Origin of the sequence: Agrobacterium sp. LR_9, from assembly GCF_041954855.1 — a bacterium.
Classification (GTDB): Bacteria; Pseudomonadota; Alphaproteobacteria; order Rhizobiales; family Rhizobiaceae; genus Agrobacterium; species Agrobacterium leguminum.
In genome coordinates this window covers 59,077-83,980 of record NZ_JAVAYA010000021.1, presented here as the reverse complement: position 1 = coordinate 83,980, position 24,904 = coordinate 59,077, and the positions used below count along the sequence as shown (strand labels likewise).

At 59.2% G+C, this 24,904-nt stretch carries 24 protein-coding genes; 8 read left to right on the top strand and 16 right to left on the bottom strand.

Annotated features, from left to right (window positions below; genetic code table 11):
* Both RAC79_RS20730 and RAC79_RS20725 read left to right on the top strand, forming a co-directional pair.
* Positions 1–645 (top strand): hypothetical protein (locus RAC79_RS20730; protein WP_374997488.1); only part of this gene is annotated, 645 nt, incomplete at its 5' end.
* Positions 635–2,800: a TniQ family protein gene (locus RAC79_RS20725; RefSeq protein ID WP_174039582.1), complete on the top strand. Its 2,166-nt coding sequence runs from the start codon at positions 635–637 to the stop codon at positions 2,798–2,800. The genes RAC79_RS20730 and RAC79_RS20725, both read left to right, overlap by 11 nt.
* An 85-nt stretch (positions 2,801–2,885) precedes the next feature.
* Here the strand turns inward: RAC79_RS20725 and RAC79_RS20720 are convergent, their stop codons facing one another.
* The 4 genes from RAC79_RS20720 to RAC79_RS20705 all read right to left on the bottom strand — a co-directional run bounded on the left by RAC79_RS20720 (position 2,886) and on the right by RAC79_RS20705 (position 5,343).
* Complete coding sequence (locus RAC79_RS20720; RefSeq protein ID WP_174039583.1) at positions 2,886–3,074, bottom strand: hypothetical protein; 189 nt, start codon at positions 3,072–3,074, stop codon at positions 2,886–2,888.
* A complete protein-coding gene (locus RAC79_RS20715; RefSeq protein WP_174044724.1) occupies positions 3,074–4,117 on the bottom strand; it encodes a serine/threonine-protein kinase in 1,044 nt (347 codons plus the stop codon). The genes RAC79_RS20720 and RAC79_RS20715 overlap by 1 nt, the downstream gene beginning before the upstream one ends.
* Positions 4,110–4,565, bottom strand: coding sequence for a hypothetical protein (locus tag RAC79_RS20710; RefSeq protein ID WP_174039585.1), 456 nt, complete (start codon positions 4,563–4,565; stop codon positions 4,110–4,112). The genes RAC79_RS20715 and RAC79_RS20710 overlap by 8 nt, the downstream gene beginning before the upstream one ends.
* 391 nt (positions 4,566–4,956) lie before the next feature.
* Positions 4,957–5,343, bottom strand: a complete 387-nt coding sequence (locus RAC79_RS20705; protein WP_174039586.1) for a hypothetical protein — start codon at positions 5,341–5,343, stop codon at positions 4,957–4,959.
* Between the two features lie 495 nt (positions 5,344–5,838).
* Between RAC79_RS20705 and RAC79_RS20700 the strand changes: the two genes are divergently transcribed.
* Entirely contained in the window at positions 5,839–5,979 is a 141-nt protein-coding gene (locus RAC79_RS20700) for a hypothetical protein (RefSeq protein WP_104679577.1), read from the top strand.
* A 248-nt stretch (positions 5,980–6,227) separates the two neighbouring features.
* Here RAC79_RS20700 and RAC79_RS20695 read toward each other — a convergent pair whose 3' ends face one another.
* From RAC79_RS20695 to uppW, 7 genes are all read right to left on the bottom strand, one after another.
* Positions 6,228–8,174 carry a methyl-accepting chemotaxis protein gene (locus tag RAC79_RS20695; RefSeq protein WP_374997487.1) on the bottom strand — a complete coding sequence of 649 codons (1,947 nt, stop codon included), beginning with the start codon at positions 8,172–8,174 and terminating at the stop codon, positions 6,228–6,230.
* A gap of 354 nt (positions 8,175–8,528) precedes the next feature.
* Positions 8,529–9,440: a homocysteine S-methyltransferase family protein gene (locus RAC79_RS20690; protein WP_174039588.1), complete on the bottom strand. Its 912-nt coding sequence runs from the start codon at positions 9,438–9,440 to the stop codon at positions 8,529–8,531.
* 19 nt (positions 9,441–9,459) lie between these two features.
* On the bottom strand, positions 9,460–10,149 hold the full coding sequence (locus RAC79_RS20685) for an ABC transporter permease (protein WP_065655092.1): 690 nt from the start codon (positions 10,147–10,149) through the stop codon (positions 9,460–9,462).
* Between the two features lie 10 nt (positions 10,150–10,159).
* The gene (locus tag RAC79_RS20680; RefSeq protein ID WP_174039589.1) at positions 10,160–10,882 is read right to left on the bottom strand and encodes an ABC transporter permease; all 723 of its coding nucleotides are present in this window, start codon (positions 10,880–10,882) and stop codon (positions 10,160–10,162) included.
* Between the two features lie 12 nt (positions 10,883–10,894).
* The gene (locus tag RAC79_RS20675) at positions 10,895–11,671 is read right to left on the bottom strand and encodes a transporter substrate-binding domain-containing protein (protein WP_174039590.1); all 777 of its coding nucleotides are present in this window, start codon (positions 11,669–11,671) and stop codon (positions 10,895–10,897) included.
* 41 nt (positions 11,672–11,712) lie between these two features.
* Complete coding sequence (locus RAC79_RS20670) at positions 11,713–12,492, bottom strand: ABC transporter ATP-binding protein (protein WP_065655095.1); 780 nt, start codon at positions 12,490–12,492, stop codon at positions 11,713–11,715.
* A gap of 175 nt (positions 12,493–12,667) precedes the next feature.
* Positions 12,668–14,038 (bottom strand): Wzy-type polysaccharide biosynthesis protein UppW, encoded by a 1,371-nt coding sequence (gene uppW / locus RAC79_RS20665; protein WP_174039591.1) that lies wholly within the window; start codon positions 14,036–14,038, stop codon positions 12,668–12,670.
* A gap of 511 nt (positions 14,039–14,549) precedes the next feature.
* Between uppW and RAC79_RS20660 the strand changes: the two genes are divergently transcribed.
* Complete coding sequence (locus tag RAC79_RS20660; protein ID WP_174039666.1) at positions 14,550–15,620, top strand: GNAT family N-acetyltransferase; 1,071 nt, start codon at positions 14,550–14,552, stop codon at positions 15,618–15,620.
* Positions 15,621–15,661: 41 nt separating this feature from the next.
* Here the strand turns inward: RAC79_RS20660 and uppG are convergent, their stop codons facing one another.
* Positions 15,662–16,741: a polysaccharide biosynthesis glycosyltransferase UppG gene (uppG, locus tag RAC79_RS20655; RefSeq protein ID WP_065655097.1), complete on the bottom strand. Its 1,080-nt coding sequence runs from the start codon at positions 16,739–16,741 to the stop codon at positions 15,662–15,664.
* A 2-nt stretch (positions 16,742–16,743) separates the two neighbouring features.
* Positions 16,744–17,814 carry a polysaccharide biosynthesis UDP-hexose transferase UppI gene (uppI, locus tag RAC79_RS20650; RefSeq protein WP_035236854.1) on the bottom strand — a complete coding sequence of 357 codons (1,071 nt, stop codon included), beginning with the start codon at positions 17,812–17,814 and terminating at the stop codon, positions 16,744–16,746.
* Between the two features lie 177 nt (positions 17,815–17,991).
* Between uppI and uppH the strand changes: the two genes are divergently transcribed.
* On the top strand, positions 17,992–18,903 hold the full coding sequence (gene uppH, locus RAC79_RS20645) for a polysaccharide biosynthesis endo-1,4-beta-xylanase UppH (protein WP_236781155.1): 912 nt from the start codon (positions 17,992–17,994) through the stop codon (positions 18,901–18,903).
* Positions 18,904–18,911: 8 nt separating this feature from the next.
* Positions 18,912–19,856 carry a polysaccharide biosynthesis UDP-hexose transferase UppJ gene (gene uppJ, locus RAC79_RS20640; RefSeq protein WP_174039593.1) on the top strand — a complete coding sequence of 315 codons (945 nt, stop codon included), beginning with the start codon at positions 18,912–18,914 and terminating at the stop codon, positions 19,854–19,856.
* A gap of 17 nt (positions 19,857–19,873) precedes the next feature.
* On the opposite strand, the gene RAC79_RS20635 is transcribed toward uppJ, so the two are convergent.
* Complete coding sequence (locus RAC79_RS20635; protein WP_174013393.1) at positions 19,874–20,122, bottom strand: hypothetical protein; 249 nt, start codon at positions 20,120–20,122, stop codon at positions 19,874–19,876.
* A gap of 190 nt (positions 20,123–20,312) precedes the next feature.
* A complete protein-coding gene (gene uppL / locus RAC79_RS20630) occupies positions 20,313–21,113 on the bottom strand; it encodes a polysaccharide biosynthesis UDP-hexose transferase UppL (RefSeq protein WP_174039667.1) in 801 nt (266 codons plus the stop codon).
* Between the two features lie 245 nt (positions 21,114–21,358).
* Between uppL and RAC79_RS20625 the strand changes: the two genes are divergently transcribed.
* Positions 21,359–21,568: a hypothetical protein gene (locus tag RAC79_RS20625; protein ID WP_003509414.1), complete on the top strand. Its 210-nt coding sequence runs from the start codon at positions 21,359–21,361 to the stop codon at positions 21,566–21,568.
* A 22-nt stretch (positions 21,569–21,590) separates the two neighbouring features.
* Here the strand turns inward: RAC79_RS20625 and uppM are convergent, their stop codons facing one another.
* A complete protein-coding gene (gene uppM / locus RAC79_RS20620; protein ID WP_174039594.1) occupies positions 21,591–23,213 on the bottom strand; it encodes a polysaccharide biosynthesis protein UppM in 1,623 nt (540 codons plus the stop codon).
* 257 nt (positions 23,214–23,470) lie between these two features.
* Between uppM and uppO the strand changes: the two genes are divergently transcribed.
* The gene (uppO, locus tag RAC79_RS20615) at positions 23,471–24,886 is read left to right on the top strand and encodes a polysaccharide biosynthesis phosphomannomutase UppO (protein WP_174039595.1); all 1,416 of its coding nucleotides are present in this window, start codon (positions 23,471–23,473) and stop codon (positions 24,884–24,886) included.
* The last annotated feature ends 18 nt before the right edge of the window (positions 24,887–24,904 follow it).

Here is a 24,904-nt window from a genome sequence, read left to right as displayed (position 1 = left end):
CACCTGACTGCCAGCATCAACATGTCTACCATGGAGTTCGCACATGAACTCAACAGGCTCACAGCTTCACGGTACGCCAGGATTCACGGCGGCGTGGGTGCCTACGTGAACAACGCCCTGCTCCGGCTCCTCAAGGTGCGGACGGAGCTCCTCATCATCGATGACGCCCAATACCTCTTCTTCGAGCGGACGTCGAAGACGGCTGCCAGCATGTTCAAGCTGATCAAGACGATCGTCGATTACAACTCCCTGAGCGTCATGCTGGTGGGCGAAGAGCGGGTGAATGACTATGTCAACTCGATCGATGCCTTCGTCAACCGCGGCTATAATTCCCACGTCCTGAAATCGCTGTCGGCAGGGAAGTCGGACATGAAGCGGTTTGAGAAGCTGCTCGGTGCGATCGACAGGCGCCTCCCCTTCGCTAACCTTAGCGGCCTCGATAACCCATACATCGCGCGTGAGATGTACCGATACTCCGGCGGCATGATCGGCCGCGTGATGAATCTTGTCCGCCCGGCCGCATTCAAGGCAATCAACCAGGGCACCTCCATGATCATGATCGAGCATTTCCGGGAGGCCGTCGCCACTCGCCGCCGGAAAGGCGACGACCACGACTATTTTGGAGGGTTCCGCGATGCTGCATGACCATTTCCGCGCTGAGCGCATCTTCTCGAGATGGAGGGTGCGCCCCTGCTTTGGTGAACCCACGAACGCCTACTTCGCAAGGCTCGTCTACGATGGAGAAGACTGCCTTCCCGAGTCCTTTGCGAAGAAGACTGGCATCTGGATCACTCGGGACAGGTGGCAGATACTCCTCCAGGCCCTTCTGAAGCTCCCGTTATCGGACGCCGAAAAGGAAGGCCTGGAATGGTGGTCTCCTGTGCAAGCCGACAGTCGTCATTGGGCTCTCTGCAACGAGAGAATTAGTATGACGATGGTGAAGCCGGGCGCGAGAGCGTGCCCGGAATGCCTGAAGGAGGCGGAGTACCACAGGGTCTGGTGGGATTTGAACAGCTTTCAGACGTGTCCAATCCACGACTGTGCTCTTCAGTCCAACCCGAACCGACATGACCGCCGATGGCCGTTCTACGGGATCTGCAAGGACAAGTTCGACGCTCCACCTCAGCTTTCCAATAGGGGACGCGGGACGCTTGAAGGATACATTCTTCAACGACTGGGCGCAGTGCGTGCCTCTGCAGACTGCCCGCTGCTGGATGGCCAGCCACTGGACGCAGTCATCAGTAGCTGCACCCTCGTGGGCACATTCCTCGCGAATCCTCCTGCGCGCAGGAAGCCGAAGATGTCCACCGACAACTACGAGATCGGCTTCCAAGCCCTTTGCCGTGACGAAGAACATCTGGTCGACAACTTCACCAAATGGCTCCAGAGGCATTATCCGAAAGACGAGATTCGACAAATTGCCATGCGGCAGTTTGGTTTCGCCAGACACCTGTCGCGAAATCGAAAGCCACTGAAGGATTTGATCTCGAAGTCCCAAGTCAGGGCCTGCGCGCGTTTGGGAATGCTCAACCCCAAACTCCGCAGCTTGCCTGGCGTTGATGCCCCCGTGCTCAAGAGCAACCTGCCAAAAGTTCTCGGCATCACGATCTACAGCTCAAACCAGCTTCTTCACCGGGTAGGATTCGATCTTCAAAAAGGATCGGGGCACCTCGTGGAAATTCCCAGCCAGCTCGTGGAGCAGCTCAAAACAGAAGTCGCTGGATCGGTGTCGATGTCGGAGGCCGCGGATCTGCTCGGCTGCACTGAGGTGGACGCCGATCTTGTCTCCATAAAGCTCGCGAAGGCCGGATGGGCTGGATGCATCCAGCTTCGCCGGGAGCATGGAATAGTCCGCCACTTCATCCGTGCCGAACTGGAGAAACTCCTGGAAATCATCCGATCGCTGCCGACGGATACGGAAAAAACGCAGACGGTCCGCTTGTCGGGGCGCGTCATAAAGGACGTGGTGTCAGAGACCCGGCTCATGGCTGACGTCCTCCTCGGCAGGGAGATCGCCTATTCCGATCCCGCCGTCCCCGGCTTAAGGGGCCTGCGGTTCATGAAACGAAGGTATGGCGGAAAGCCCGCGGAAATCGGCCGTAAGAGGATCGATGCCATGGCCATGATCTGGAGCGAGTTCTCAGCCATGACGGGCGTGCCAAGCAGAGGAATACAGCGCCTCGTCGAGCAGGGCATCCTGGAGCCGCATTCAGAAAAGGGGCTGACTAGGAAGAGCGCGAATGATTTCCATGCCCGCTATATCAACCCGGTGCGATACCTTCGGGGACAGGGAATGATCCAGCATGGCGCCATAAAGCTGCTTGAGTCCTTTCGTTTCGAATACGCGTTTCCCCATCACGACGTCGGTGTGGTTCTCGTAACTAGGAAGCATTTCATCGAGAGGGTCGGCCCCCTGTATCATCCTCCGAAACGGGTTATCGACTTGTGGCCTAAACTGGTGAAGGCGGGAAAGGTCAATTGCGCGTCCCTCATGATCCCCAAGACTCCCGGCGATGGAATGTTCGACATCGGGCCGAGCAGTCGTCTGCTTTCGATCAAGGCAATACTGCGGGCCGATGGCATCTGGATCGGCATGGAGTTCCTTCCGCAGTATCGGCGGCTATGGAAGATACTCACCGCCAACGAACATCGGATCCGAGAGTCCTTGGAATATTTCCGGTTCGAGCAGACCGAGAACTTGGTGACGATCAATGCGACGGTGCAGGCTGCCGAGGATATCCATCAGGCGACGATAGATCTCGGACGGGTGAACGAGTTCTTCCGAAATAAGAGACACTGATCGTAGCAGTAGTGGTCGAAGGCGCGGCTTCTGGGAGCTGCGCTTTCCTCCCGCCGGATGGTCTCCATCCGCAGCGGAGAAGAGCCTATTTCCGCTTCTCGGCCTTAGGGTCTGAACGGAAGCTCACATAGAAGTTGCTGTCGATGACCGCATTGGCAAAGTCTGCCGCCGTGCGCTTTTTCGGTGCTTCAGCCACGCGCTCGACCACGACGCACGCAGGTCTGATCTGCGAACGCTTTACGTAGTTGGCGGGACTGTTCTTCACCTTGCGCATCAGTAATCCGTGAAGATCTTCCTGAGATCCTTGTCGCTGATATTGTTCTTGCAGGCATCGCCTACACGGCGCGCCTGACCTCCATTAACGCTCTTGTAGCAGGTACTGGTTCCATCCGCGTTAACGGTCATTTCATACTGGGCACCCTCGACCGACTTTGTCCAGACCCTTCGGTCTACGTGGTCGACGAGCCGCCAATCGAGGCATCCGCCATCGATCCCTGCCATTGCATTGGCAACATCGAGCGCCGACTGGTACCGATCTTCGGCCTTCGTCTCCAGACATCTCTTGATCACATTACGGAGGGTTGATGGCACATGTGGAGCGAACGACTTCCGGTCGGGGAAGCGACCATTCCGTACATCGAAGCGGAAGGCATCCCGGTCGAAGGCGTTCGGAGGCCCATATTTCGCCATCTGGGCGCGGAAATGCTCATTACCGTTGCACATGCGGTAGAGCGTCAGTCCGACCTGGTAGATGTCGAACGTCCGGTCGAACTGATCGCGTTCCATCGCTTCAGGGGGCATCATGGGGCCGTAGTGCCTGTCCTGCGCGGCGATGCCGCGATAGTTCATCTGCTTCGCCTGGCCGAAGTCAGAGACGAGTGCCTCGCGTCGCGGCGACAGCAGGATGTTGTCAGGCTTCACGTCGAAATGGACGAGTCCTTTGGAATGGATGTTGTGCAGGCCGGCGAGGATCTGGGAACCGAGACTGACGATCTCCCGGACAGTCATGTGTCGTCCGGTGATGAGATCCTTGATCGAGCCATTCCGGTAATATGGCATCGCCACATAGACATGATCGTCGTCATAGCAGGCGTAGTGGATCTGTACCACGTGCGGATGAGCGCTCGCATAGAGAGACTGGGACTCGGCGAAGAACTCGTCTGTCGAATTCAGGGAGTTCTTCTGGATCTGCTTCGTGACGATCTCCGCATTGAGCTGATGATCGCGGGTCACGTAGGTGCGCGAGTTGCGTCCGTCCTGCCCGATTTCCTTTAGGATGTCGAACGTGAGTTCCGCCTTCTGGTATGGCTTAAGCATCCTTGGCCCCCATTGCGCACAGGATTGCTTCCCGCTCTTCCTTTCCCATCTTGTTCCAGTTGTCGACGCCAGGGTCTTCATCGCCATCGACCAGTGGCTTGAACTTCTTGCGGTCGATGCCGAGCCGCTTGGAGATCGATGAGATTTGCCCGACGTAGTAGGATTGAAGCTCGCTGCTCGCGAAGGCCTCCTGAATGACGCCTTCTATCTGGATCCGTTCAATGCTGGGGTAGTTGGCCGCCGACTCCGTCACCCTCACCCCCGCACGCTCAACCTGATATTCGCGGAGGACATCCAGAAGATTCGAGCGCACGTATTTCAACGCGGCCGGCGTTTCGAAAGCCGCCGGGATCTTGATCTCCTCGACGTTGAGGATAGAGCCTGCATCGGTGTCGTAGATCGCGAAGGTGATGACCTTCGGCGCGGCGCGTATGCCTATAGTGATCATGGTTCCCCCAGCCCCGGCGTCAGGATCGCTTCGCTGGCGAATCCTTGCCGAGTCGCAGGGATCTTACGTCACTGGCCGACTACAACTCAAGGTCATCTGAATTGGCCGCCCTATGGCTCCTTCGGGAAGGAATTCCTTAAGCTACAGTTTGTAAATCGCCATGCTGCGAACAGCAAAAAAGAGGAGTCGCGCCGTGGCGGGCACATGGATCCGGGTGAAGTCGAACGGTGAATACGATATCGAGGAACAGAGGCCTTGTTCTGCAGGGCTATGCTTTCGGGTGAAGGGGCCTGGCATATTCGGATCCGGCTTGTGCCGTGATCTCAAAGAGGCGGAAGACATGATCCGCCAGGCCCGAAGCAACCAACAGAACAATCGTCCAGACGATGACTCAGACGATGAGCCGTCCTTCCGACGCTAGCGCCTCGGCACGCGCAGTGTCCACTGGGTTCAGGGCGATGGCTTCCTGCCGACGGCGAATAGCCAACAATTCCTTCGGGCTGATCACATTTTCGATCAGGATCGCCACGCTGGGATGAGAGAGGTCGAGGAGGCTCCCGGCGCCGAAGCGTTCTTCGAATTCAGAGGCGCGCTTGCAATATGCTGCCAATCCGGAGAAGTCTTCCGACAACGCGCCTTGATCCTCCAGCTCCTTCAGCATTTCCCTCAGAGAACCCAGAGATCCAATACTGGCGCAGTGCTGCATTGCCTCTAGGTAAGGGATGCCCGTGATCGGTGTCACCGGAGTCGTCGTGGTGGGATTGGATACTGCGTTCATTGCCATTGATCTCCTATCTTATGATTAGAGGTCGAACGGCGGATCCGGGCAAGTTCCCGTCTCAGGCGGTTATATGGTCATAGGCCTTGCCCACCGAACCCACTCGGGTAATCATTAGGCACCATTAGATTCGGGGTTTGCGATCAAAAACTGAGTCCGCGGTTATGCTTCCCAGGCGAGTAAGAATCCGCGCTTATCGAATCTGAGTTCGTGTTTATGATTGCAGACATCGCGAAAAATGTAGTGTTTTCAGCGCTGCCGAATCCGCGGTTATGTGGCGGTCCAGACTCAGGGTCTTCAGCGTTTCATACTACCCCTGAAACAATCACAGGACACATCGAGGGTAAGCTTCAAGAGCCCCGGATGAAACGATCTGGCTGGGACTGCGTCAAAAGGCCCCTACCCGAGTGCATGAATTGGCGTTGTTGAAGCAGCCGGTTTGAGGTAGCCCTGTCCTCGATAGATTGTATCAAGTAACAGACTGGAAATACTCAGATGATGGAATGGGATTGGGTAGATTTGTTCCCCTTGGTCTTCTTTCCGTTCAAGATTATCGTGTTGGGCACGGGCATGTTCTTCGCCATCAAGTGGCATCACGATCAGGCGAAGAAGGAAAAGGGCCCTAGCGGCCCGTAAGCGCCCGCCGGTCGGGCGGCGAAAAATTCAGTTCTCATCGGATGGATGTTTTCGCGCGTGAACCGGTGCCGGGGAACCGCATGGCAATGGTTGCCGGTGCGGATGATCCGGCCGTCACGAAATGAAGATGTTGCGTTTCGCACGGTGGACATCGATTTTGCCAGAACGGCTTTCGCTTGCGCCGCATCGTCGTTGAACGCCGGCGGGGATGCCTCCCCGCCGAAACGCATGTTGGAACGGATCGCCGCTCAGAACTCCTGCCAGTCGCCCTTTGTATCGACGGCGGCATTGCCCGAAAACGCCGAGGCGATCTTGCGGCCCAGTGCACGGACCGGAGAGGCGACATATTTGTCGCTGCCACCGGCGCTGCGAACCGGCGCAGGCTGGCTTTTCGGTTGATAGGCGCCGTCGGCGAGCCGGAACTGGGAGAGCAGCTGGTTGAGCGACGCCACTTCCTTGGCGAGGCTGTGGCTGGCGGCATTGGTTTCTTCCACCATGGCCGCATTTTTCTGCGTGTCCTGATCCATCTGGTTGACCGCCGTATTGATCTGCTGCAGTCCGGAAGACTGTTCCTGCGCGGCCTCCACGATGGAGACGACGTGCCGGTTGATTTCCTGCACTTCAGAAACGATGGTCGCCAGCGCCTTGCCGGTGTCGCCCACCAGCTGAACGCCCTGCTGCACCTGATCGTTTGAGGTGTTGATCAGCGCCTTGATCTCCTTGGCGGCATGGGCGGAGCGCTGGGCAAGCTCACGCACTTCCTGCGCGACGACGGCAAAACCCTTGCCGGCCTCGCCCGCACGCGCGGCTTCCACGCCGGCATTCAGCGCCAGAAGGTTGGTCTGGAAGGCAATTTCGTCGATGACGCCGATGATGTTGCTGATCTCATTGGCGGATTTCGCAATCTGCTCCATGGCGACCACGGCGCGGCGCACCACGTCGCCGGATTGCTCGGCGCCCGCCTTGGCGCGGCTGACGATCTCGCCCGCCTCCTGCGCACGACGGGTGGAATCGTGCACCGTCGTGGTGATTTCTTCCAGAGCTGCGGCGGTTTCTTCCACGGCAGCGGCCTGCTGTTCGGTGCGCTTGGCCAGATCGTCGGCCGCAGATTTGATCTCGTCCGCGCCCGCGCCGATGCCACTGGCGTTCTGGGCCACCTTGGTCAGGGCCGCCTGCAGCTTTTCGGCGGACATGTTGAAATCGTTACGAACGGCGTCGAGCGTGGCGGTGAACGGCTGGCCGATGCGATAGGAAACATCGCCCTCCGAAAGCTTCGAGAGACCGGCGGCGAGATTGTCGACGGCGAACTTGACGTCGGCCGCTTCCCTTGCCTTCTGCTGCTCGCGCTCCATCCGGTCTTTCTCCGAGAGGCTGCGATTGGCTTCGGTTTCCTGCTCGAGACGAATGCGCTCGATGGCGTTTTCACGGAAGACCTGCACGGCCTTCGCCATCTGGCCCACTTCGTCGCGGCGCGTCATGCCGTCGATTTCCGTCGCCGTCTCGCCGCCGGCAAGCGACACCATGCGCTCGCGCAGGCGGGCGATAGGGGTTGTGATGCCGCGGGACGCCACGAACAGCGCCAGAATGATGCCGACCGCAAAAGCGACGCCGACAACCACCAGCGAGGTGAAGATGATCGAATTGGTCTGGTCCGTCAGTTCGTCGCTTCCCTGGACGACGCCCTTGGCAAGCTTGTCCAGCAGCGCCGTCATGGCAACCGAAGTCGCGTGAATGGAGGCGTCCGCCTTGAGCAACTGGGCAGCGGATTCGTCATTACGGTTTGCCATACCAAGTTCGACAGCCTTATCCGTCATGGCGGTTATGGCCTGCGACTGCGCGATGAAGGCGTCCATGGCGGCGGACTCTTCGGGAAAAACAGTCTTCACATTATTGAGACGCTGGAGGAGCGCGCCCTTGCTGTCACTGTAGGCCTGCTTGGCGGCCTTTATCTCCGGCCCGTTCACGTCGTACGCCATGACCTGATAGGCGCCATAGGCCAGGGCAACCAGATTTCGGTTGGCACGCGCAAGCTCCACCAGAGCGGCGTTGTCGTTGGCGATAAAGAGCGAGTAGGCCGTGTCCGCTTCCTTGTAGCGGGTGGACATGAAGGCGGCGGCGCCAAGGCCGACGATGCAGAGCGGAAGAATGAGCGACAGGATTTTGGTGCGGATACTGGCGTTTTGAAGAAACGACACGGGAAACTCCTGAAATTGACGCCGCTCCTTTCCCGTGCCGGAGGTGTTCGGCAAAAATGACATTGCACGTCGAAAGCCTACATCATCAAGGCCCCGTCAGCCGGATCATCAGCCATGTCGCAGCCTGCATCATGCACCTGCCCGCAAAACCGGGAAACGACTGACCGCGACCGGAAAAAAATGGAGAACAGTACTTTATAATGTTCAAATTTACTTTATATAATAACAATTATACTTAAAAACTTTAAAATTCCTTTATGCCGCATGCTGTTTCGAGCGCGCACGGAACAAAAAAACGGCAGGCTTTTCAGCCTGCCGCATGCATTTCCGATAGTGGCGTTGGAAGCGCTCGCGTCAAGCCGCCGCGCCCCGCAGCGCTGTCGCAACCGTGTGGATATGCGCCGCACCAATGCCGCAGCAGCCGCCGATCATGGTCGCGCCCGCATCCGCCCAGGAGCAGGCAAAACGGGAATAGACATCGCCGGTCAGATCGGCGCGCGTGCCATGCAGCCCTTCATTTGCGGCGGAATCGCCCTGCTCGCCTTCAAAGGCATTGGCGTAGACGCCGATTTCCAGCGACACAGCCTTTTCCGCGAAGACGGCGGCGGCCGTCTCGACGGCGGCCTTCATGACTTCCGGCTTGCTGCAATTGAACAGAAGCGCGGCGGCACCCGATTGCGCCGCCCATTCGGCCGCCGCCCTGACCGTTTCACCGGAGCGAAGCGCAGGCTCGGCGCCGGCCGCAGCCGCATCGTCGTTGAGCGTGAAGGAAATCCAGAACGGTTTGCCGGTTGCGGCAACGGCCTCGCGCACCGCTTCGCCCTCGGCGATCAGGCTGAGGGTCTCACCGAGCCAGACATCGACATGAGGCGCGAGATTGTCGACCAGCACCTTCAGATAGGCCTGCACCCGCGTGGCATCGAAATTCTGCGGCTCATAGGAACCGAAGATCGGCGGCAGCGAACCCGCCACCAGCACCTTGCGACCGGAAGCATCCGCCGCTTCGCGCGCCAGCTTGCCCGAAAGGGCGATCAGCGATGCGCCATCCCTCTGGAAACGCTCTTCGCCGATGTGGAAGGGCACCAGCGCATAAGAATTGGTGGTGACGACATCGGCGCCGGCTTCGATGAATTCCGCATGCACCTGCTGCACGATATCGGGCGCGTCGATAAGCGCCAGCGCCGACCATTCCGGTTGTTTCAGCTCGGCGCCCAGCCGCTGCAATTCGCGGCTCATGCCGCCGTCGAGGATACGGATTGTGCTCATGGTCATACTCCCTGAATGTTTATCGCCTGACTGGCACCTGCTGTTCGACAAGGCCGAAACAGCGGGCGATGATGGCGGTGAGAATGAGATAGAAGACGGTGACGACGATCAGCGGCTCATAGACCAGAAGCGTGTCCTGCCGCACCTTGTAGGCGACGGCGTAGAGGTCCATCACCGTCACGGTGAAAGCAAGCGGCGTGGCTTTAAGCTGCATCACCACCTCGCCGGCAATGGTCGGCAGCGCGATGCGGATGGCGCGCGGCAGCCAGATGCGGCGAATGAGGGTGAAACGGCCCATGCCGAACGCCCTGCCCGCCTCCAGCTCACCTTTCGGAACCGCCAGCAGCGCGCCGCGCAGAACTTCCGCCTCATAGGCCGCATAATTCAGCGTGAAGCTGACGGCCGCGAAGAAGAACCCTTCGCGCAGCACCGGCCACATGAAGCTTTGGCGCAGGCCGGGGATCATCGGCAGAAGCGAGCCAACGCCGTAATAAAGCAGCCAGAGCTGGATGAGCAGCGGCGTGCCCCGGAAGAAGGTGCAATAGGCCCGCGCCAGGATTTTCGTCACCCGCCCGCCGCTCACCTGCGCAAACGCAAGCCCGATGGCGAGGAGAAAACCGATGCTGACGGAGATGGCGAGCAGCGCCACCGTCTGCCATGCACCCGAAAGAAGCAGCGGCCAATATTTGGCGACCCATGAAAAATCCATGCCGTTCCCCTTACGCCAAGGCCGGTTGGCCGCGCCGCACCCGGCGTTCCAACAGCGAGAAGACGAGATTGGAGAGGAGCGTGATGGCGAGATAAAGGAAAGCCGCCGCCAGGAAGAACAGGAAATATTGCTTGGTGCTGGCCCCTGCCAAGCGCGTTGCCAGCGCCAGTTCCTGATAACCGACGACGGCCACCAGCGCGCTGTCCTTGGTCACGGCAAGCCAGAGATTGGCAAGACCCGGCAGCGCATTCGGCAGCAATGCCGGCAGGACCACGCGACGGAAACGCAGGAAAGGCGACATGCCGAAGGCGCGCGCCGCCTCGATCTGCCCGCTCGGAATGGCAAGGATCGCCCCGCGCAGCACCTCGGTCATATAGGCCCCCTGCACGAAACCCAGAACCGCAACGGCAGCGACGAAACCGTTCACCTCCAGCGGCGGCATGCCGGCCAGCAGCAACAGCCGGTTGAGCCCATCCGTACCGGCATAATAAAGCCCGACGATGAGAATGAGTTCGGGAACGGCGCGGATCGCCGTGGTGTAGAAATTGAGCAACAGGCCAAGCGGCCTGTTACCGGACAGCTTGCCGAGCGCGCCGGCAAGCCCGATGACGATACCGATGAGATAGGCACCGGCGGAAATGGCAAGTGTCGACGCCGCACCCTTCAAAAGGGTGCCGCCCCATCCCGGAGGATAGGGTGACAGAAGCTGCAACGTGGTTTCAAGGCTTACCATTGATATGACCGATCAGGGCTTGCTGCCGTAGATGTCGAAGCTGAAGTACTTCCTGGTGATCTCGTCATATTTGCCGCTGGCGCGCACGGCGGCGATTGCCGCATTCAGCTTGGCCTTGAGTTCGGTGTCTTCCTTGCGCAGGCCGCCGGAAACGCCGAGACCGAGGATTTGCTTGTCGTCGGCCACGTTGCCCATGTCGGCGCAGCAATCCTTGCCGGCATCGCTCTTCACGAAGGCATCGAGAACCAGCGAGTCGCCGAAGACATAGTCGATACGGCCGGCGGCCAGATCCTGGAACGCCTCGTCCAGCGTCTGGTAGGTCTTCTCGTCAGCAACAGCAGCGAAATATTTCTTGTAATATTCGGACTGGATAGTTGCCACCTGAATGCCGATGGTCTTGCCCTTGACATCTTCCGCCGCTGCACCGGGCTTTTCGCCCTTGGCGCCAATCAGCTTGCTCGGCGTGTTGTAATATTTGTCGGTGAAATCGATCACCTTCTGGCGCTCTTCCGTGTTCGACATGGACGACCAGATGACGTCGAATTTCTTGGTTTGGAGAGCCGGGATCAGCCCATCCCACGACAGTTCCACGATCGAGCATTTTTCCTTCATTTCCGCGCAGACGGCGTCCATGAGGTCGATTTCCCAGCCCTGCCACTTGCCGCTCGCATCCTTGGCGAAGAAGGGCGGATAGGCCTCGTTCATGATGCCGAAGCGCACGTCGGCGCTGGCGGTGAAGGCGGAAAACGCAAATGCCGTTCCGGCAAGCAGCGTGGCGAAGAATTTCATTCAAGTCTCTCCTGTTAAATACGGACTGTCAGGCAAAAGGGTCAATTGGTGAGCGCGCCGGTAAATTCCCGGCAGCGGGCGCTCAAGGGGTTTCCGAACACCTGCGCCGGCGGCCCCGCCTCCTCCACCCGGCCCTGATGCAAAAACACGACCTGCGAGGATACATCGCGCGCAAAGCGCATTTCGTGGGTGACGAGCAGCATGGTGCGGCCTTCCTCGGCCAGATCGCGAATGACCTTCAGAACCTCGCCCACAAGTTCGGGATCGAGCGCCGAAGTGGGTTCGTCGAACAGCATCACCGCCGGCTCCATGCAGAGCGCGCGCGCAATGGCGGCACGTTGCTGCTGCCCGCCGGATAGGAATGCCGGATAGGCGTTTTTCTTGTCATAAAGCCCGACCTTGTTCAGCAGGGCTTCGGCCTTTTCAACCGCCTCCTGCCGCCTGACGCCGAGAACATGAACGGGCGCCTCGATCACGTTTTCCAGAACGGTGCGATGGGCCCAGAGATTGAAATTCTGGAACACCATGCCAAGGCCGGTGCGCAGTTTTTCCACCTGCCGCCAGCTTTTCGGCACGGCCTTGCCGTCGCGGCCGGTTTTCGTGGCGATTTCCTCGCCATTGACGATGACGCGGCCGCGATCCGGCGTTTCGAGAAAATTCATACAGCGCAGAAAGGTGCTTTTGCCGGAACCGGAGGACCCGATGATCGAGATGACATCGCCCTTGTGGGCCTGCAAGGAAACGCCCTTCAAAACTTCATGCGTGCCGAAGCTCTTGTGGATGTCATCCGCCTCGAGCGCGCAGGCGCCTGTATCTGCCATCGATTGACCTAGCCGATCCGTTTTTTTTAGTGCCGCCGCGCCAATAGCCGGGGTTTCGCGGTGCGACGTGCACAATAACAAAGACTTGAGCCGCGCATGTTTAGCGAAAATAGCCGCAGACGCGCGCAACAATCGGCTCTTTTACATATTTGCAACGAAAAATCATTTCAAAATATCATCTGGAGCGAACGACAGGAGAAACCTGCCCTGACAGCGGTGTCGGGGCAATGCCCGCTCCACCCACGGCTCTCTCCGGTTCCCGCTCCGCCTCGTCCTCCACGAGGCTGGCATTGGCCTGAAGGTGCAGACCCATCACGGCGACGATGAGGAAGAACCAGACGAACCCGGTACTGAGGAAAAACAGCGTTTCCAGAAAGCCGTAGAGCAGCACATAAAGCCATACGCCGACATAAAGCCGCGTCAGCGGACTGTTGCGCGTGGCCTCGTTCATTTTGCCGAGATAGTGCAGCGGCAGGAGATAAATCCACACCAGCACCAGCACCAGCCCCGGCACGCCGCCGGCCAGCAGAAGGTCGAAATAACCATTGTGCGAATCCGGCGCGGTCGTCGCCCAGGTATTGTTCTCGGTGAAACTCGACATCAGGGCATCGCTGCGCCAGAAGGCCTGGTAGCCGTATCCGAGGAGCGGGCTTTGACGGATGTAATCGATGGCGACGGTCCAGATATCCCGTCTGCCGGTAAAGCTGGCGTCGAGCCCCAGCTTCGTCAGCATCTGCGAAAAGACGGGATCGACCGTGGTGCCGACGGTCACCAGCGCAAAAACCGCCAGAAACAGGGTCACGACCGTATAACGCCAGCGCGGCCAGCGCAGGATGAACCAGCCTGCCGCAATAATGATCGGCATCAGCCCGAGCGCGGTCTTGCCGCCCGACTTGACCAGAAAGACCAGCGACAGCAACAGCACCGACAGCCCGCCGATGAAGGACCAGCGCTTGCAGAGATAAATACCGACTATAATCAACACCGCCATGACCGAGGCGGCCTCGTTCTTATGGCGGAAAACCCCGCGCCAATCCCCCGCCAGCAGCGGCTCCAGCGCATCGCTGGCCTGATGGATCGAGCGCGAGGGCAGCACGGTGATTCCGAAATAGCACAGGAACAATATGATCAGGGCGCATGTGGCAAGCAGCGTCGTGAAATGCCGCTCGGTGCGCGGCAATTGCAGGAAGCCGCCGGCAAGCACGCAGATGATGGCGCACATGACCAGCCGCCTGAGCGAAAATAGCGGCGCTTCGCCCGCAAGCGAGGTCAGGACAAACCAGCCGAAAATCGCCGCCATCAGCAGGCGCGGCATGAAGAGGATGGAAAACGACCGCTCCTTCGCCATGAAGGCCAGGAAACTGAAAAACAGGATAATCGCGGTCAACTGGTTGAGCAGGTTGGACCCGGCCGCCATGGCGGAGCCCTGATAGGTCGATGAGAGCGAGATATAGGGCGAAAAGCCGACCGTGAAAAACAGGAACGTCACGTAAAACAACACGTCCCGCCAGTAGCCACGCCCCTGTTCGCCATGCGCTGCATCCATAAGGGGTTTTTCTCTCCCTCTTTCCTGAAGCCACCCGCATTGAAACTCGTGCTTCGCATATTCGATAATACTAATATCCCGCGCAAATCCTATTTTTTAGTTATTCATGATGCACGGGGAAATAGTACCGCGATCGTGCGCTTTTCCTCGGGAAATCGGAGCCCGTAGACGCCAAACCCCAAAAAATCGCCTATAAAAATTTATCCGTATTTCATCCAAAGGTTGCTTGCTTGAGCGTATTTTGTTAACCTCAACCGATGTGGTTGATGCAGATCAATATATTGATATTAATATGGTTTACTCCAAATCCGATACTTTCGATTCCACCGGATTGCAGGTTTTATATCTATATTAATACATTCAAATATACGCTGCCTATGGTTGATTTCGTCAATGCGTAAAAAGGTGGGGGCCGACGGTGGACGTTCCGATACACACCCATGTGGACGATGGCGATAGCGGTCACTTGACACAACGCCCGGTTCAAATCGGTGTGTCCGGCATCCGCCCCATGCGCAGGGAAGACGTTCCGGCTGTCGAGGCCGTGCTCAACAGCGCTTTCAGGAAAACCGGGCAGGAGCGGAACTTCGATTTCGGCTCCTATATCGAAAAACTGTTTTTCGGCAGCCCCGCCTTCAGCCCGGAAAACGGCAGCGTTGTCTACGATGCCGGGGAGAACGGGGTCACCAGCGTCATTCTCGCCGTGCCCATGCGCTTCGTTGCGAATGGAAAAACCATTACCGCACGGCTGCTCTGCGCCTTCGCATCGGACGGGAAACGCGGTGCACTCGGTGCGGCGCGTCTGTCCCGGGGCATGCGGGCCTCCAAACACGACATGTTGTTCTCGGATACGGCTTCACCCGTCAGCGCCGATCACTGGGTGGCGACCGGCGGCAACATGCTGCCGATTGAAAGCCTGCAATGGCACAAGGCGCTTAAGCCCTTCTGCACCATCGCGCTGCGCATGCCGCGCCGTTCGAAACTGGCCAAAACCACGCTGGCGCTCGCCGCGCTCGGATTTATGGATGGAATCCTGCGACGGTGGAAAAAGGGTCTGAGACCGCAGGAGGCTGCCGGCGCTAGGGTGAGAACCGTGGATTACGAAACCTTCCGCCGCAGGGCGCTCGCGATGATCGAGCGTTTTTCCATCCGCCCGGAATGGTCTCACGAGGAATTCCACTGGCTGATCGAGATGAGCAGGGCCAATGAGAGTCTCGGCGAACTGAAAGGCGTGGTGATCGAGAATGCCGAAGGCCATGCCATGGGCGCTGCGCTGTTTTTCGGCCAGCGGGGCAGAACGGCCTATGTGCTCAATCTCGTTTGCGATGCCGGTTGCGAAAACGATGTCCTCAACACCCTGTTCCGCCATTTCGATGACGAGAACTATGCCCATGTCACAGGCATGGCGCAGCCCTTTCTCATCAACGCGCTTTACCGCCAGAACCACATGAGCTTCCGCCATGACGGTTATTTCTGCATGGCGACGCGCGATGACGCCCTGCGGGAAAGGGCGCTGGCCGGCGATATCTATATTGGCGGACTGTGCTCGGAGAGCTGGAGCAAGCTCATCACCGACTATTGAGCCCCCCGCCCCGCCTCACGACGGAAGACGGATCGAAACCCTCAAGCCTTGCTGAACCGCCCGACATTGGCCGAGATGAGATGGCGCAGCGCTTTCGCATAACGTTTGGAGCGCGTCTTGGCCGCCAGCGCGCTGGTCCAGTCCACCATCGATCCGTTGATGTCGAAATCGCCGAGCTGGCCTTCGGGAATATCGCCCTTTTCGATGCGCTCGACGATGGAGGCCAGCGCCGCATAAAATTCCGGCGAACGATAGGGCGGATGCAGTGAATACATGCCCTTGCCCGTGCCGAGAAAATCGAGGCGATAAACACCCGTGCGCATCATGTTCGTGCTCAGCACCTCCTCGGCGGGCATCGAGACAGGCTGCTGGTTATAGGCATAGGAGCGGATGCGCCGTTTGACATCGGGCTTGAGCAGTTCCAGCGAGCCGATGCGTTTCGCAAAACGTTCCATGTCGATCATGAAAAGCCGGGTGGAAACGGTGGCGAAACGCCAGGTGGGAATGCGCGACGGCAGCTTGCGCGGCGCAGGAATATTCTTTACGCCGGGCATGCCGACATGGCGGGAAATATCCAGATCGCCGCGCACCGTCGGCGGCCCGGAAAAGGGCGTGATGCACAGCGCATCCGGATTGGCCTTCTGAAGCGCGATGGCCTCGCCGAACCAGCTCTGGCTGCCGCCGCCGAACATCATGTCGCTGTCCATATGCAGCACATAACGGGCATTGGCGCGTTTCAGCCCGTAGAAATAGACATGGAAAGGCCCGCCATCGAAAGCCTTGGCGGGATAGGGGATCGGCGAGCGGGGAAAGAAGGTTTCCGTCACGGCGCTGCGCGCCGCATCGCTGTAATCGACGATATCCACGGAGAGATGCGGATAATTGGTCTGCATTTCCTCCAGCATGTCGAAGAGACGCTGGCGCGCCGCATCGAAACCGTTCCCCTTGTAGCGGCCGGCCCCCACCTGGCCCGTATCGACGGTCAGCAGAATGCGGTCCACCTGTCCGCCCCAGACCCTGAGTTGATGCGGCAGGGTCAGGGCCGCATGCGGGGCATCGAAGGGGTGCAGGTTGATTTGCAGCGCCTTTTGCACGGGAGGAAGCGGCATTTCAGCATTCATAGTCATGCACCACGGTTCCGGAATTCATTGATGATGGCCATCATGGGTTTTTCGTTGAAACTCCAGTCCAGCGGCAGCGGCCGGTTGGCGGTGCCGTCCCGGCGCGGATAGGCCCAGCGGATCCAGCTATATTGATCCGAGATGCCCCATGTGGTGATGGAGGAAAGCGCGCCGCCCGCGGAAGCCGCCTCCAGAAATTCACGGACCTGGCCGTTGATCAGCATATCGCGTTCGGCTTCCGGCGCGGGCAGCGTCTGGTCCATCACATCCAGCTCCGTTACCAGAACGGCAAGACCGTAACTGCGCATTTCCGCCGTGAAGGCGGCAAGCTCGTCCTTGGCGATCGGCCAGCCGCCGCGCAAATGCCCCTGCAGGCCGACGGCGTTGATCGGCGCGCCCTTCTCCAGCAGTTCGAGAATGAGATTGCGGAAGGCGGCGCGTTTGGCCGGCGATTTCTCGGCGGCAAATTCCACATCATATTCGTTGAGCACGAGCTGCGCCTTCGGATCGACGGCATGGGCGATCTCGAAAGCCTTCTTGATGGCGTCCGGCCCGGCGCCGTAATACCAGGCATCGCGCCGCGCGCGCACATTGCCCGGCACGTCGGGGATCGGCTCATTGACCACATCCCAGCTATGGATCACGTCCTTATAACGCTCCATCACCGTGACGATATGGGTCTCCATCAGCTTCTCGACCTTCACGCCGCCGCCGATGCTCGCAAGCCAGGGCGCGTTGGAGGCATACCAGATCAGCGGATGGCCGTGCATGGAAAGCTTGTGCTGACGGGCGAAATTGGCGATTGCATCGGCAGCGGCGAAATCGAACACCTCCGCCGAAGGCCGCAGGACCTCCCATTTCATTTCGGTAACGGGGGTGATGCGCGAGCAATATTTCACTACCGCCTCGCCGATGCGGCTATCGGCGGTAAGATCCGGCAGGTAAACAGCCGCGCCATAAGGGGCGGTTTTACTCGCCGCTTTCTTCTGCGCGGCAAAGGCCGGGCCGGCCACGGCATGCAGCAGGCCAGCGCTTGCCGCACCGCCCATAAAATTCCGCCGCCCAATCCGCATGCACCCGCCTCCGCAACCTTTATTCCCAAAACATAACATTCCGATCATAGGAAAAGGATATTAAAGATTTGCAAGGTTAACCGACGTTATACCACGTCATAATTGGCCAGACCCGCTTAATGCGGTAGTAACTTCGCTGTGCGAATTCTTGGCCCACGCCGCATGGAGTTTGAAGTCTTGGTTTCCGTTTCGATTGTCATTCCCGTTCGCAATGGCGAGCGTTACATCGTGGAAGCGATCGAAAGCGTGTTGCTGCAGGGCGAGACCATCGGCGAAGTGCTGGTGGTCGATGACGGCTCCACCGACACCACCGCACAAAAGGTGGAAGGTTTTTCCGATCCTCGCGTCAAATTGCTGGCCCGGCCGCAGGGAAGGCAGGGCGTTTCCGCCGTGCGCAATTTCGGCCTGTCGCAGGCGCGCGGCGAATGGACGATGTTTCTCGATGCCGACGATCGCCTGAAACCGGGCGCCATCGCGGCCCTTTGCGCCGGCATTTCCGGGCCGGATGTCGTCGCCGTTTATGGCGATTACGAGCGCATCGATGAAAACGGCGTCAAGATCGGCCGGCGCAATCTCATTCGCCGCCGGGAAAAACCCGATGGTTTCATTCTCCAGCCGCTGCTCGGCGGCAACTTCATCGTCAATGGCGGCATCATGCTGGTCAGGACCCGCATCTTTCAGGAATTCGGCGGTTTCGACGAGACTTTGCGTTATGCCGAAGACTGGTATGGCTGGTGCAGGCTGGCCGCCGCCGGCCGTTTCGTTTACCTGCCCGGCTGCCATGTGCTGGATTACCGCGTGCACAGAACGAGCGTGATGATGAACCGGCTTTTGACCTTCCGGGATTGCGAACCGGCAATCGAGGCCGTGTTTTCCGACCCGGCCATCGTCGCTGCCGTCTCGCCGCCGGAGCTGCGACGGCTTCGCCGCCGATCCGAAAACCATATGAATGCCTATACCGTGGCGCAGGCCTTCCGCGCCCGCCGCTACCGCGAGGCCTTTTCGGCGCTGGCCGATACCTTCCTCAACCGCCCGCGCCAGATCCTCAGGGCCGTCGTTTTTTCCGCCGCAGCGCTTGCCGGAATTTAGGAGTTTCCATGTCCGAGATCATGCCGGAAGCGGTGGTGTGCATTCCGAGTTTCCGCCGGCCGGAAGGCCTGAAAAAGACGCTTCGGTCACTCGCAGCCCAGAAGGTCGATTTTCCCTTCGCCATCGTTGTGGTCGATAATGACGGCGCGGGCCAGGCGGGTCTCGCGGTCGCGCGCGCCTTTTTCGCCGAAAGCGGCATGGCCGGCGAGGCATTGGTCGAACCGACGCAGGGCAATTGTTACGCCATCAACACCGCCTTCCGCACCGCCCGGCAAAGCTATGCTTCGGCTGAGTGGTTCCTGATGATCGATGACGACGAGGCCGCCTCCCCCGTCTGGCTTGCCGAAATGGTTTCGGCGGCAAAATCCTTCGGCGTCGATATCGTCGGCGGCCCGGTCAACCGGGAATTCGACGCACCGGCTTCGAAGGCGGTTCTCTCGCATCCGCTGTTCGGCTCCATCGAAGCGCCGACCGGCCCCGTCGAGCAAATCCACGGATCGGGTAACTGCCTGATCTCACGGCGGGTTTTCGAGACGCTGGCGAAACCGGAATTCGACGTGCGCTTCAACTTCCTAGGCGGCGGCGACATGGATTTCTTCACCCGCTGCCGCAAGGCCGGTTTCAAATTCGCCTGGAATGCGCAAGCCCTCATCATCGAATATGTGCCGGAAAACCGCATGGCGCCACGCTGGATCATGGAGCGCTCGCTCCGAACCGGCATCATCAATTACAGCATCGACCGTGCCCGACGCCCCGGCCTGAATGGTGGGCTGCTGCTTGCCGCCAAAAACGCCGTCAGCCTGTGCCTGTCTCTTGTCCGCGCCGTTTCCGCCTTTGTGAAAACCGGAACCCTGCTGCCAGCAACGCATCCGCCGCTGATGTCCATCGGCCGCGTGATGGCAAGCCTCGGCATTACGCTCACGCCCTACAAGGCGCCGGCGAAGAAGAGCTGAAGCGGGATAGCTTCGGCTCAGCCAAGGGTTTTTTGCCTGCCGAGTGAGATCGTATTCGTGAACCGTTTCTGGAAACCGAACGACGACAAGGCCGTCGCAAGGACGAGGAGCGGCACGAGCACCGGCCAGAAGAAACAAAGGACAATGCCGGTGACGCGATAAAAATCCCAGTCCTTGCCGCGGCGGGCGCCTTCGATATAGGTCATGGCGAGAGAGGTAACGGTGCCAATTCCATATATTAAAAGAGAAATGGACGTAATCACCATTGGTGGCCTCAATAAATCTATGATTCGAATAAATTTGTAATATTGATGCACTGTAGCGCAGATGTTCGCAGTTGCAACGGATTTCAGCGACGCAGCGCATCCATTCAATAAGTTAGAACAATCTTATATTGTCGGGCGGGAGGCGAACGCGCGCTTTATTCTTCGCGCAGCGGCAGCTTGTCGCGATGATCTAGCGACCTTGTCCCGAAGCTCCGAAGCGATACTTCAGCAGCGAATATATGGCGATAGGATTGGTCAGCAGGTAACGTTTTCCGAGCCGCTTCGGCTCAAGCATGGCCCGGTAGAGCCATTCCAGCCCCATATCCTGCATCCATTGCGGTGCCCGGCTGTTCTTGCCGGCGAGGAAATCGAAAAGGCCGCCACAGGTCTTGATTACGGCGATGCCGGAAAGCCTGTCCAGATTGCGCGAGACGAAACGCTGCTCCAGCGGTATGCCGAAGCCAACCCAGAGAATATCCGTCCCGGATGCCGCGATATCGGCGAGGATCGCCTCTTCCTCGGCCCGGCTGAAATAACCGTTGCGCCGCCCCGCAAATATAAGGCACGGATAAAGCCTCTGCATTTCCTCGACCGCCGCGCGGTTCACCTCTTCGGAGCCGCCGAGGAAATAGAACCGGCTGCCCGTCTCTTCGGCGCGCTTCGCAACGGCATGAACGAGATCCGTGGTCGCAACCCGTTCTCTCAATGCCTTCGGGCAGAATTTGCGGGAGAAGATCACCAGCGACATGCCGTCCGCATGGATCTGGTCCGCCTGCCGAAGCATGGCGTCGAATTCCCGGTCGTGATGGCAGAGCGCGATGACCTGACCGTTTGCCGATGTCGAATAAAACGGTTTTGCACCGGCCGCACGCGCCGTCGTCGCGCGCAGGATGAAATCCCGCGCGGTTTCGTCGATGGTCGCGTCGGTAATGGGCAACGCCGCAAGCGGAATAACCGGCCAGACCTGGCCAGTCCCCTCCGCATCCGGCATCTCTCTCCCTGTCATAATCTGTCCGGTGTCCAAGATAGGCATCGTTTCATTGTTATATTCACGCTTATGCTTAGGGTATAAGGCTTCAAACACTACGAAGAACTATCATTAATATTTTTATAAATCCCCGTATGCGGCAGGCATTTTACACGCCTGAAGGTTGTGCGCCACATTTTCCGCCTATTCCGGTTTTCCAGCCGATGGGTTAAGGGACGCGGAAATCAAACCACGGAAGGGCTCCGGCCATGGAAACAATCTCGATCGACAATCGCGGCGATTTCGGCCTCTGGGCGATAGAACGAGCGAAAGAAATCGTCGCCAACGAGGCGTCCGACCTTGCCATTTCGGTTCGCGACGGCGACGAGGCGGGCATTCGCGATGCCGGCAATGCGCTGGGCGCGGCCATCGCCGCCGCGCTGCTCGAGGTTTATGACGGTCTGATTTCGGAAGAATAAGGCGGCACGCAGCCGGCTTCTCTTACCGCACCGCGACATCCGCGTGATCGTCCCGGCGAAGATAACCCCAGAGGCCGAGCGCCACGGCAATTGCGAGACCAAGGAACAGGCCGCCCATGCCGCCGGCAATCAGGAACGTCAGCTTGCCCGGCGGCCAGCTTCTGGAATTGGGCGCAACCGGCTGCGAAATCACCCGTACATTGGTGGAATCGATCGACTGCTGTTCGGCAAGCTGGCGCGAGCGGGTGAGATAAGTCTCATAGATCGCCGCCGCCGAGCGGGCGTCACGATCGAGATCACGCAGCCGCACCTGCGCCTCATTGTCGGTAAAGACATTGGCGCGTTCCGCCACCGCTTTCAGCCGCAGGGCATCGAGTGAGGAGCGCGCCTCCGCGACGTTGATCTTTGCCGCTTGAAGGATACGCCGCGCCTCATCCGCCATTCCCTGTTCCAGCATCGCCCGCTCCGCCCCTGCTGTCGCAAGCCGCGGATGGCGCGCGCCATAGGTCAGCGTCATCGCACCGATCTGCTGTTGCAGCGTGCTGTATTGCGCGCGGATCGTATTCATCGTCTGGCTGTCGAATATGGCGTCGCTCTGGGTGCGGTTCTGCGCAATCGCCGCCTCCATCTGCTTGAGGCGCGATTCTTCCTGAATGAGGCGCTGCTGGGTCGCAAGCACCTGAGCGTTCAGCTCACCGGAAGCCAGATTGCTGACGAGCTGGCCGTTATTTTCCTGCAGGCCGTTCTCACGGCGAAAATCGGCCACGCGCTTTTCGGCGGCGGTCACATTCTCGCGCATTTCCTCGAGCCGCTTCCTGAGATCGTCAACGACGCGTTGACTGCTGTCGGAGTTTGTCTGGAATAGCTCGCTTTCGAAAGCCTTCACGATGGCCTTGGAGACAGTCACCGATTTTTCGGCGTCATTGGTCCAGACCGAAAGCGTCACGACAAAGGATCGCGGGTCGCGTTCCGCCGCCACCCGATCGCCGAGCGAACGAAGCGCGCCGACCCGGTTGTCGTCATCTTCCGGTTTCGATGAGAACATCGCCTTCAGCCGGGCGAGCGGCGGTGGACTGATGAATTCAGGATCCTGATCGAGCTTCAACTCGTCCACCACCCGTGCCAGCACGTTGCGTGAGGTGATGGTGCGCAGCTTGCTTTCCACCTCGAGGATTTGCGTGTCGCGCTGCTGGTTGGGCGAAAACACGCCGTCATTGACGACATTCAGGTTGGAGGGATTGACGACGATATCCGTATAGGCCTTGTAGCGCGGCGGCGTCATGGAGGCATAGGTCAGAGCGCCGGCAACGCAGAGAACGATTGCCAGCACGATCCAGACAATGCCTTTGCGAAGCCAGAGGATGACGTCATCCACACCGATCCTGTCGATATGTTTCAGGCCCGGCAGCGCAGTCGCCAGACTGCCGCTCGGCGAAGCCGTCTTCACCGGCGTCTCGGCCGCAGCCGGCTCGGCGACGGTTTTCGCCGGTTTCGGCTCCAGATGCTCCTTTAGCACCGTACGCTCGAAAACCTCGTCCTCATCCACCAAATCGTCCAGCAGGGAACCATGGGTTCTCGCGGCAGGCGCCGTTTTTTCATCGAGCGGACGTGCCTGCTTATGTCCCGCCTTTTGAAGCCTGTACATCAGCCAATCCAACTCGAACGAACCACAAAAAGGCCGGCAACAGAGGGTTCCCATCGTCGCCAGAGCCGCTATCGACGGACAAGTTTAAATATGACGGGTGAATTTTAGGTTACCCGCATCAGTCCCGCCATCATCGCCTATTCGCGTCCGCGTTGAAAGGGATGATTGACTTGAATGGATCGATACGGTTCTTTCAACCGTTATATTTTTGCATTATCCATTTGACCCTCAAAGATTTTATCGAAACGGAGTTTGGAATGAGCCTGAAATTTGGAACGAGCGGCCTTCGCGGCCTCTCCGTCGATCTGAAAGGAAAAGCTTCTGCCGTCTATGCCACGGCATTTGCAAGGCACCTTCTCACATCGGGCCAGGCAAAGGCGGGCGATCCCATTCTCGTCGGCCGCGATTTCCGCGATTCGAGCCCGGATGTTTCCGCCACCTGCATCGCCGCGCTCAAAAAAGCCGGCCTGACCCCGTTCGATTGCGGCACGGTGCCGACACCCGCGCTGGCGCTTTACGGCCTGACGCTCAAGGCCGGCGCGCTGATGATCACCGGCTCGCATATTCCGGCCGACCGCAACGGCATCAAGTTCTACCGTCCGGACGGTGAAATCGACAAGCAGGACGAGACGGCGATTGCCGCTCTTGCCGCCGAAATCGAAGCGGAAGGCATCAGCGACGAGGCGGCGACTGCCGAAGACCATTCCGCCACCGCAGCCGAACTTTTCTACGAGCGCAACATCGCGCTGCTGCCGGAAAAAGCGCTCTCCGGCCTCAAGATCGGCGTTTACCAGCATAGCACGGTGGCGCGCGATCTCTTTGTCGACGTGCTTGCCCATTATGGTGCGGATGTCGTTCCGCTCGGCCGCTCCGAAACCTTCATCCCTGTCGACACCGAAGCGGTCTCGCCGGAAACGCTGGCCCTTCTCAAGAAATGGTCGCCGGAGCACGGTCTCGACGCCATCGTTTCCGCCGATGGCGACGGCGACCGTCCCCTGCTGACCGATGAAAACGGCGTGCCGCTGCGCGGCGACCTCATCGGCCTGATCACCGCCAATTTCCTCGGCGCCGGCGTGGTCGTCACCCCCGTCACCTCCAATTCCGGCATCGAGGCAAGCGGTTCGTTCGACGTCGTCCGCACCAAAGTCGGCTCCCCTTTCGTGATCGCGGGAATGGCTGAGGCGCTCGCCGCCGGCAAGAACGGTGTCATGGGCTTCGAGGCCAATGGCGGCCTGCTGACGGCCTCTGCCTTCACACTTAACGGTCGGGCGCTTTCGCCGCTGCCGACGCGTGACAGCTTCCTGCCGGTTCTCGCCGTGCTGCTTCTCTCGGCAGAACAGAAAAAGCCGCTGTCGCAGATCGCCGCCGCCTATAACCTGCCGGTCGCCGCCGCCGACCGTCTGGAAAATTTCGCGCAGGAAAAGAGCGCCGCCCTGATGACGCATCTGCGCGCCTCGCGCAGCAATCTCGAAGCCTTCCTCGCACCGGTCGGCACCGTGAAGGCGCTGAGCGACATCGACGGCCTGCGCGTGGCGCTTACCGATGGCAGCACCATCCATTTCCGCCCATCAGGCAATGCTCCCGAAATGCGCTGCTACGTCGAAGCCGCCAATCAAGACGAGGCCGAGACGCTTCTGAACAAGGGACTCGATCTCATCCGCAATTTTGGGTGAGAGTGGATGCCGCATACG

Excerpts from the sequence above, each read along its gene's own strand:
- RAC79_RS20725 (WP_174039582.1), top strand. The coding sequence starts at position 635 with ATGCTGCATGACCATTTCCGCGCTGAGCGCATCTTCTCGAGATGGAGG.
- RAC79_RS20720 (WP_174039583.1), bottom strand. The coding sequence starts at position 3,074 with ATGCGCAAGGTGAAGAACAGTCCCGCCAACTACGTAAAGCGTTCGCAG.
- RAC79_RS20715 (WP_174044724.1), bottom strand. The coding sequence starts at position 4,117 with ATGCTTAAGCCATACCAGAAGGCGGAACTCACGTTCGACATCCTAAAG.
- RAC79_RS20710 (WP_174039585.1), bottom strand. The coding sequence starts at position 4,565 with ATGATCACTATAGGCATACGCGCCGCGCCGAAGGTCATCACCTTCGCG.
- RAC79_RS20705 (WP_174039586.1), bottom strand. The coding sequence starts at position 5,343 with ATGAACGCAGTATCCAATCCCACCACGACGACTCCGGTGACACCGATC.
- RAC79_RS20700 (WP_104679577.1), top strand. The coding sequence starts at position 5,839 with ATGATGGAATGGGATTGGGTAGATTTGTTCCCCTTGGTCTTCTTTCCG.
- RAC79_RS20690 (WP_174039588.1), bottom strand. The coding sequence starts at position 9,440 with ATGAGCACAATCCGTATCCTCGACGGCGGCATGAGCCGCGAATTGCAG.
- RAC79_RS20685 (WP_065655092.1), bottom strand. The coding sequence starts at position 10,149 with ATGGATTTTTCATGGGTCGCCAAATATTGGCCGCTGCTTCTTTCGGGT.
- RAC79_RS20680 (WP_174039589.1), bottom strand. The coding sequence starts at position 10,882 with ATGGTAAGCCTTGAAACCACGTTGCAGCTTCTGTCACCCTATCCTCCG.
- RAC79_RS20675 (WP_174039590.1), bottom strand. The coding sequence starts at position 11,671 with ATGAAATTCTTCGCCACGCTGCTTGCCGGAACGGCATTTGCGTTTTCC.
- RAC79_RS20670 (WP_065655095.1), bottom strand. The coding sequence starts at position 12,492 with ATGGCAGATACAGGCGCCTGCGCGCTCGAGGCGGATGACATCCACAAG.
- uppW (WP_174039591.1), bottom strand. The coding sequence starts at position 14,038 with ATGGATGCAGCGCATGGCGAACAGGGGCGTGGCTACTGGCGGGACGTG.
- RAC79_RS20660 (WP_174039666.1), top strand. The coding sequence starts at position 14,550 with ATGCGCAGGGAAGACGTTCCGGCTGTCGAGGCCGTGCTCAACAGCGCT.
- uppG (WP_065655097.1), bottom strand. The coding sequence starts at position 16,741 with ATGAATGCTGAAATGCCGCTTCCTCCCGTGCAAAAGGCGCTGCAAATC.
- uppI (WP_035236854.1), bottom strand. The coding sequence starts at position 17,814 with ATGCGGATTGGGCGGCGGAATTTTATGGGCGGTGCGGCAAGCGCTGGC.
- uppJ (WP_174039593.1), top strand. The coding sequence starts at position 18,912 with ATGTCCGAGATCATGCCGGAAGCGGTGGTGTGCATTCCGAGTTTCCGC.
- RAC79_RS20635 (WP_174013393.1), bottom strand. The coding sequence starts at position 20,122 with ATGGTGATTACGTCCATTTCTCTTTTAATATATGGAATTGGCACCGTT.
- uppL (WP_174039667.1), bottom strand. The coding sequence starts at position 21,113 with ATGCCGGATGCGGAGGGGACTGGCCAGGTCTGGCCGGTTATTCCGCTT.
- RAC79_RS20625 (WP_003509414.1), top strand. The coding sequence starts at position 21,359 with ATGGAAACAATCTCGATCGACAATCGCGGCGATTTCGGCCTCTGGGCG.
- uppM (WP_174039594.1), bottom strand. The coding sequence starts at position 23,213 with ATGTACAGGCTTCAAAAGGCGGGACATAAGCAGGCACGTCCGCTCGAT.
- uppO (WP_174039595.1), top strand. The coding sequence starts at position 23,471 with ATGAGCCTGAAATTTGGAACGAGCGGCCTTCGCGGCCTCTCCGTCGAT.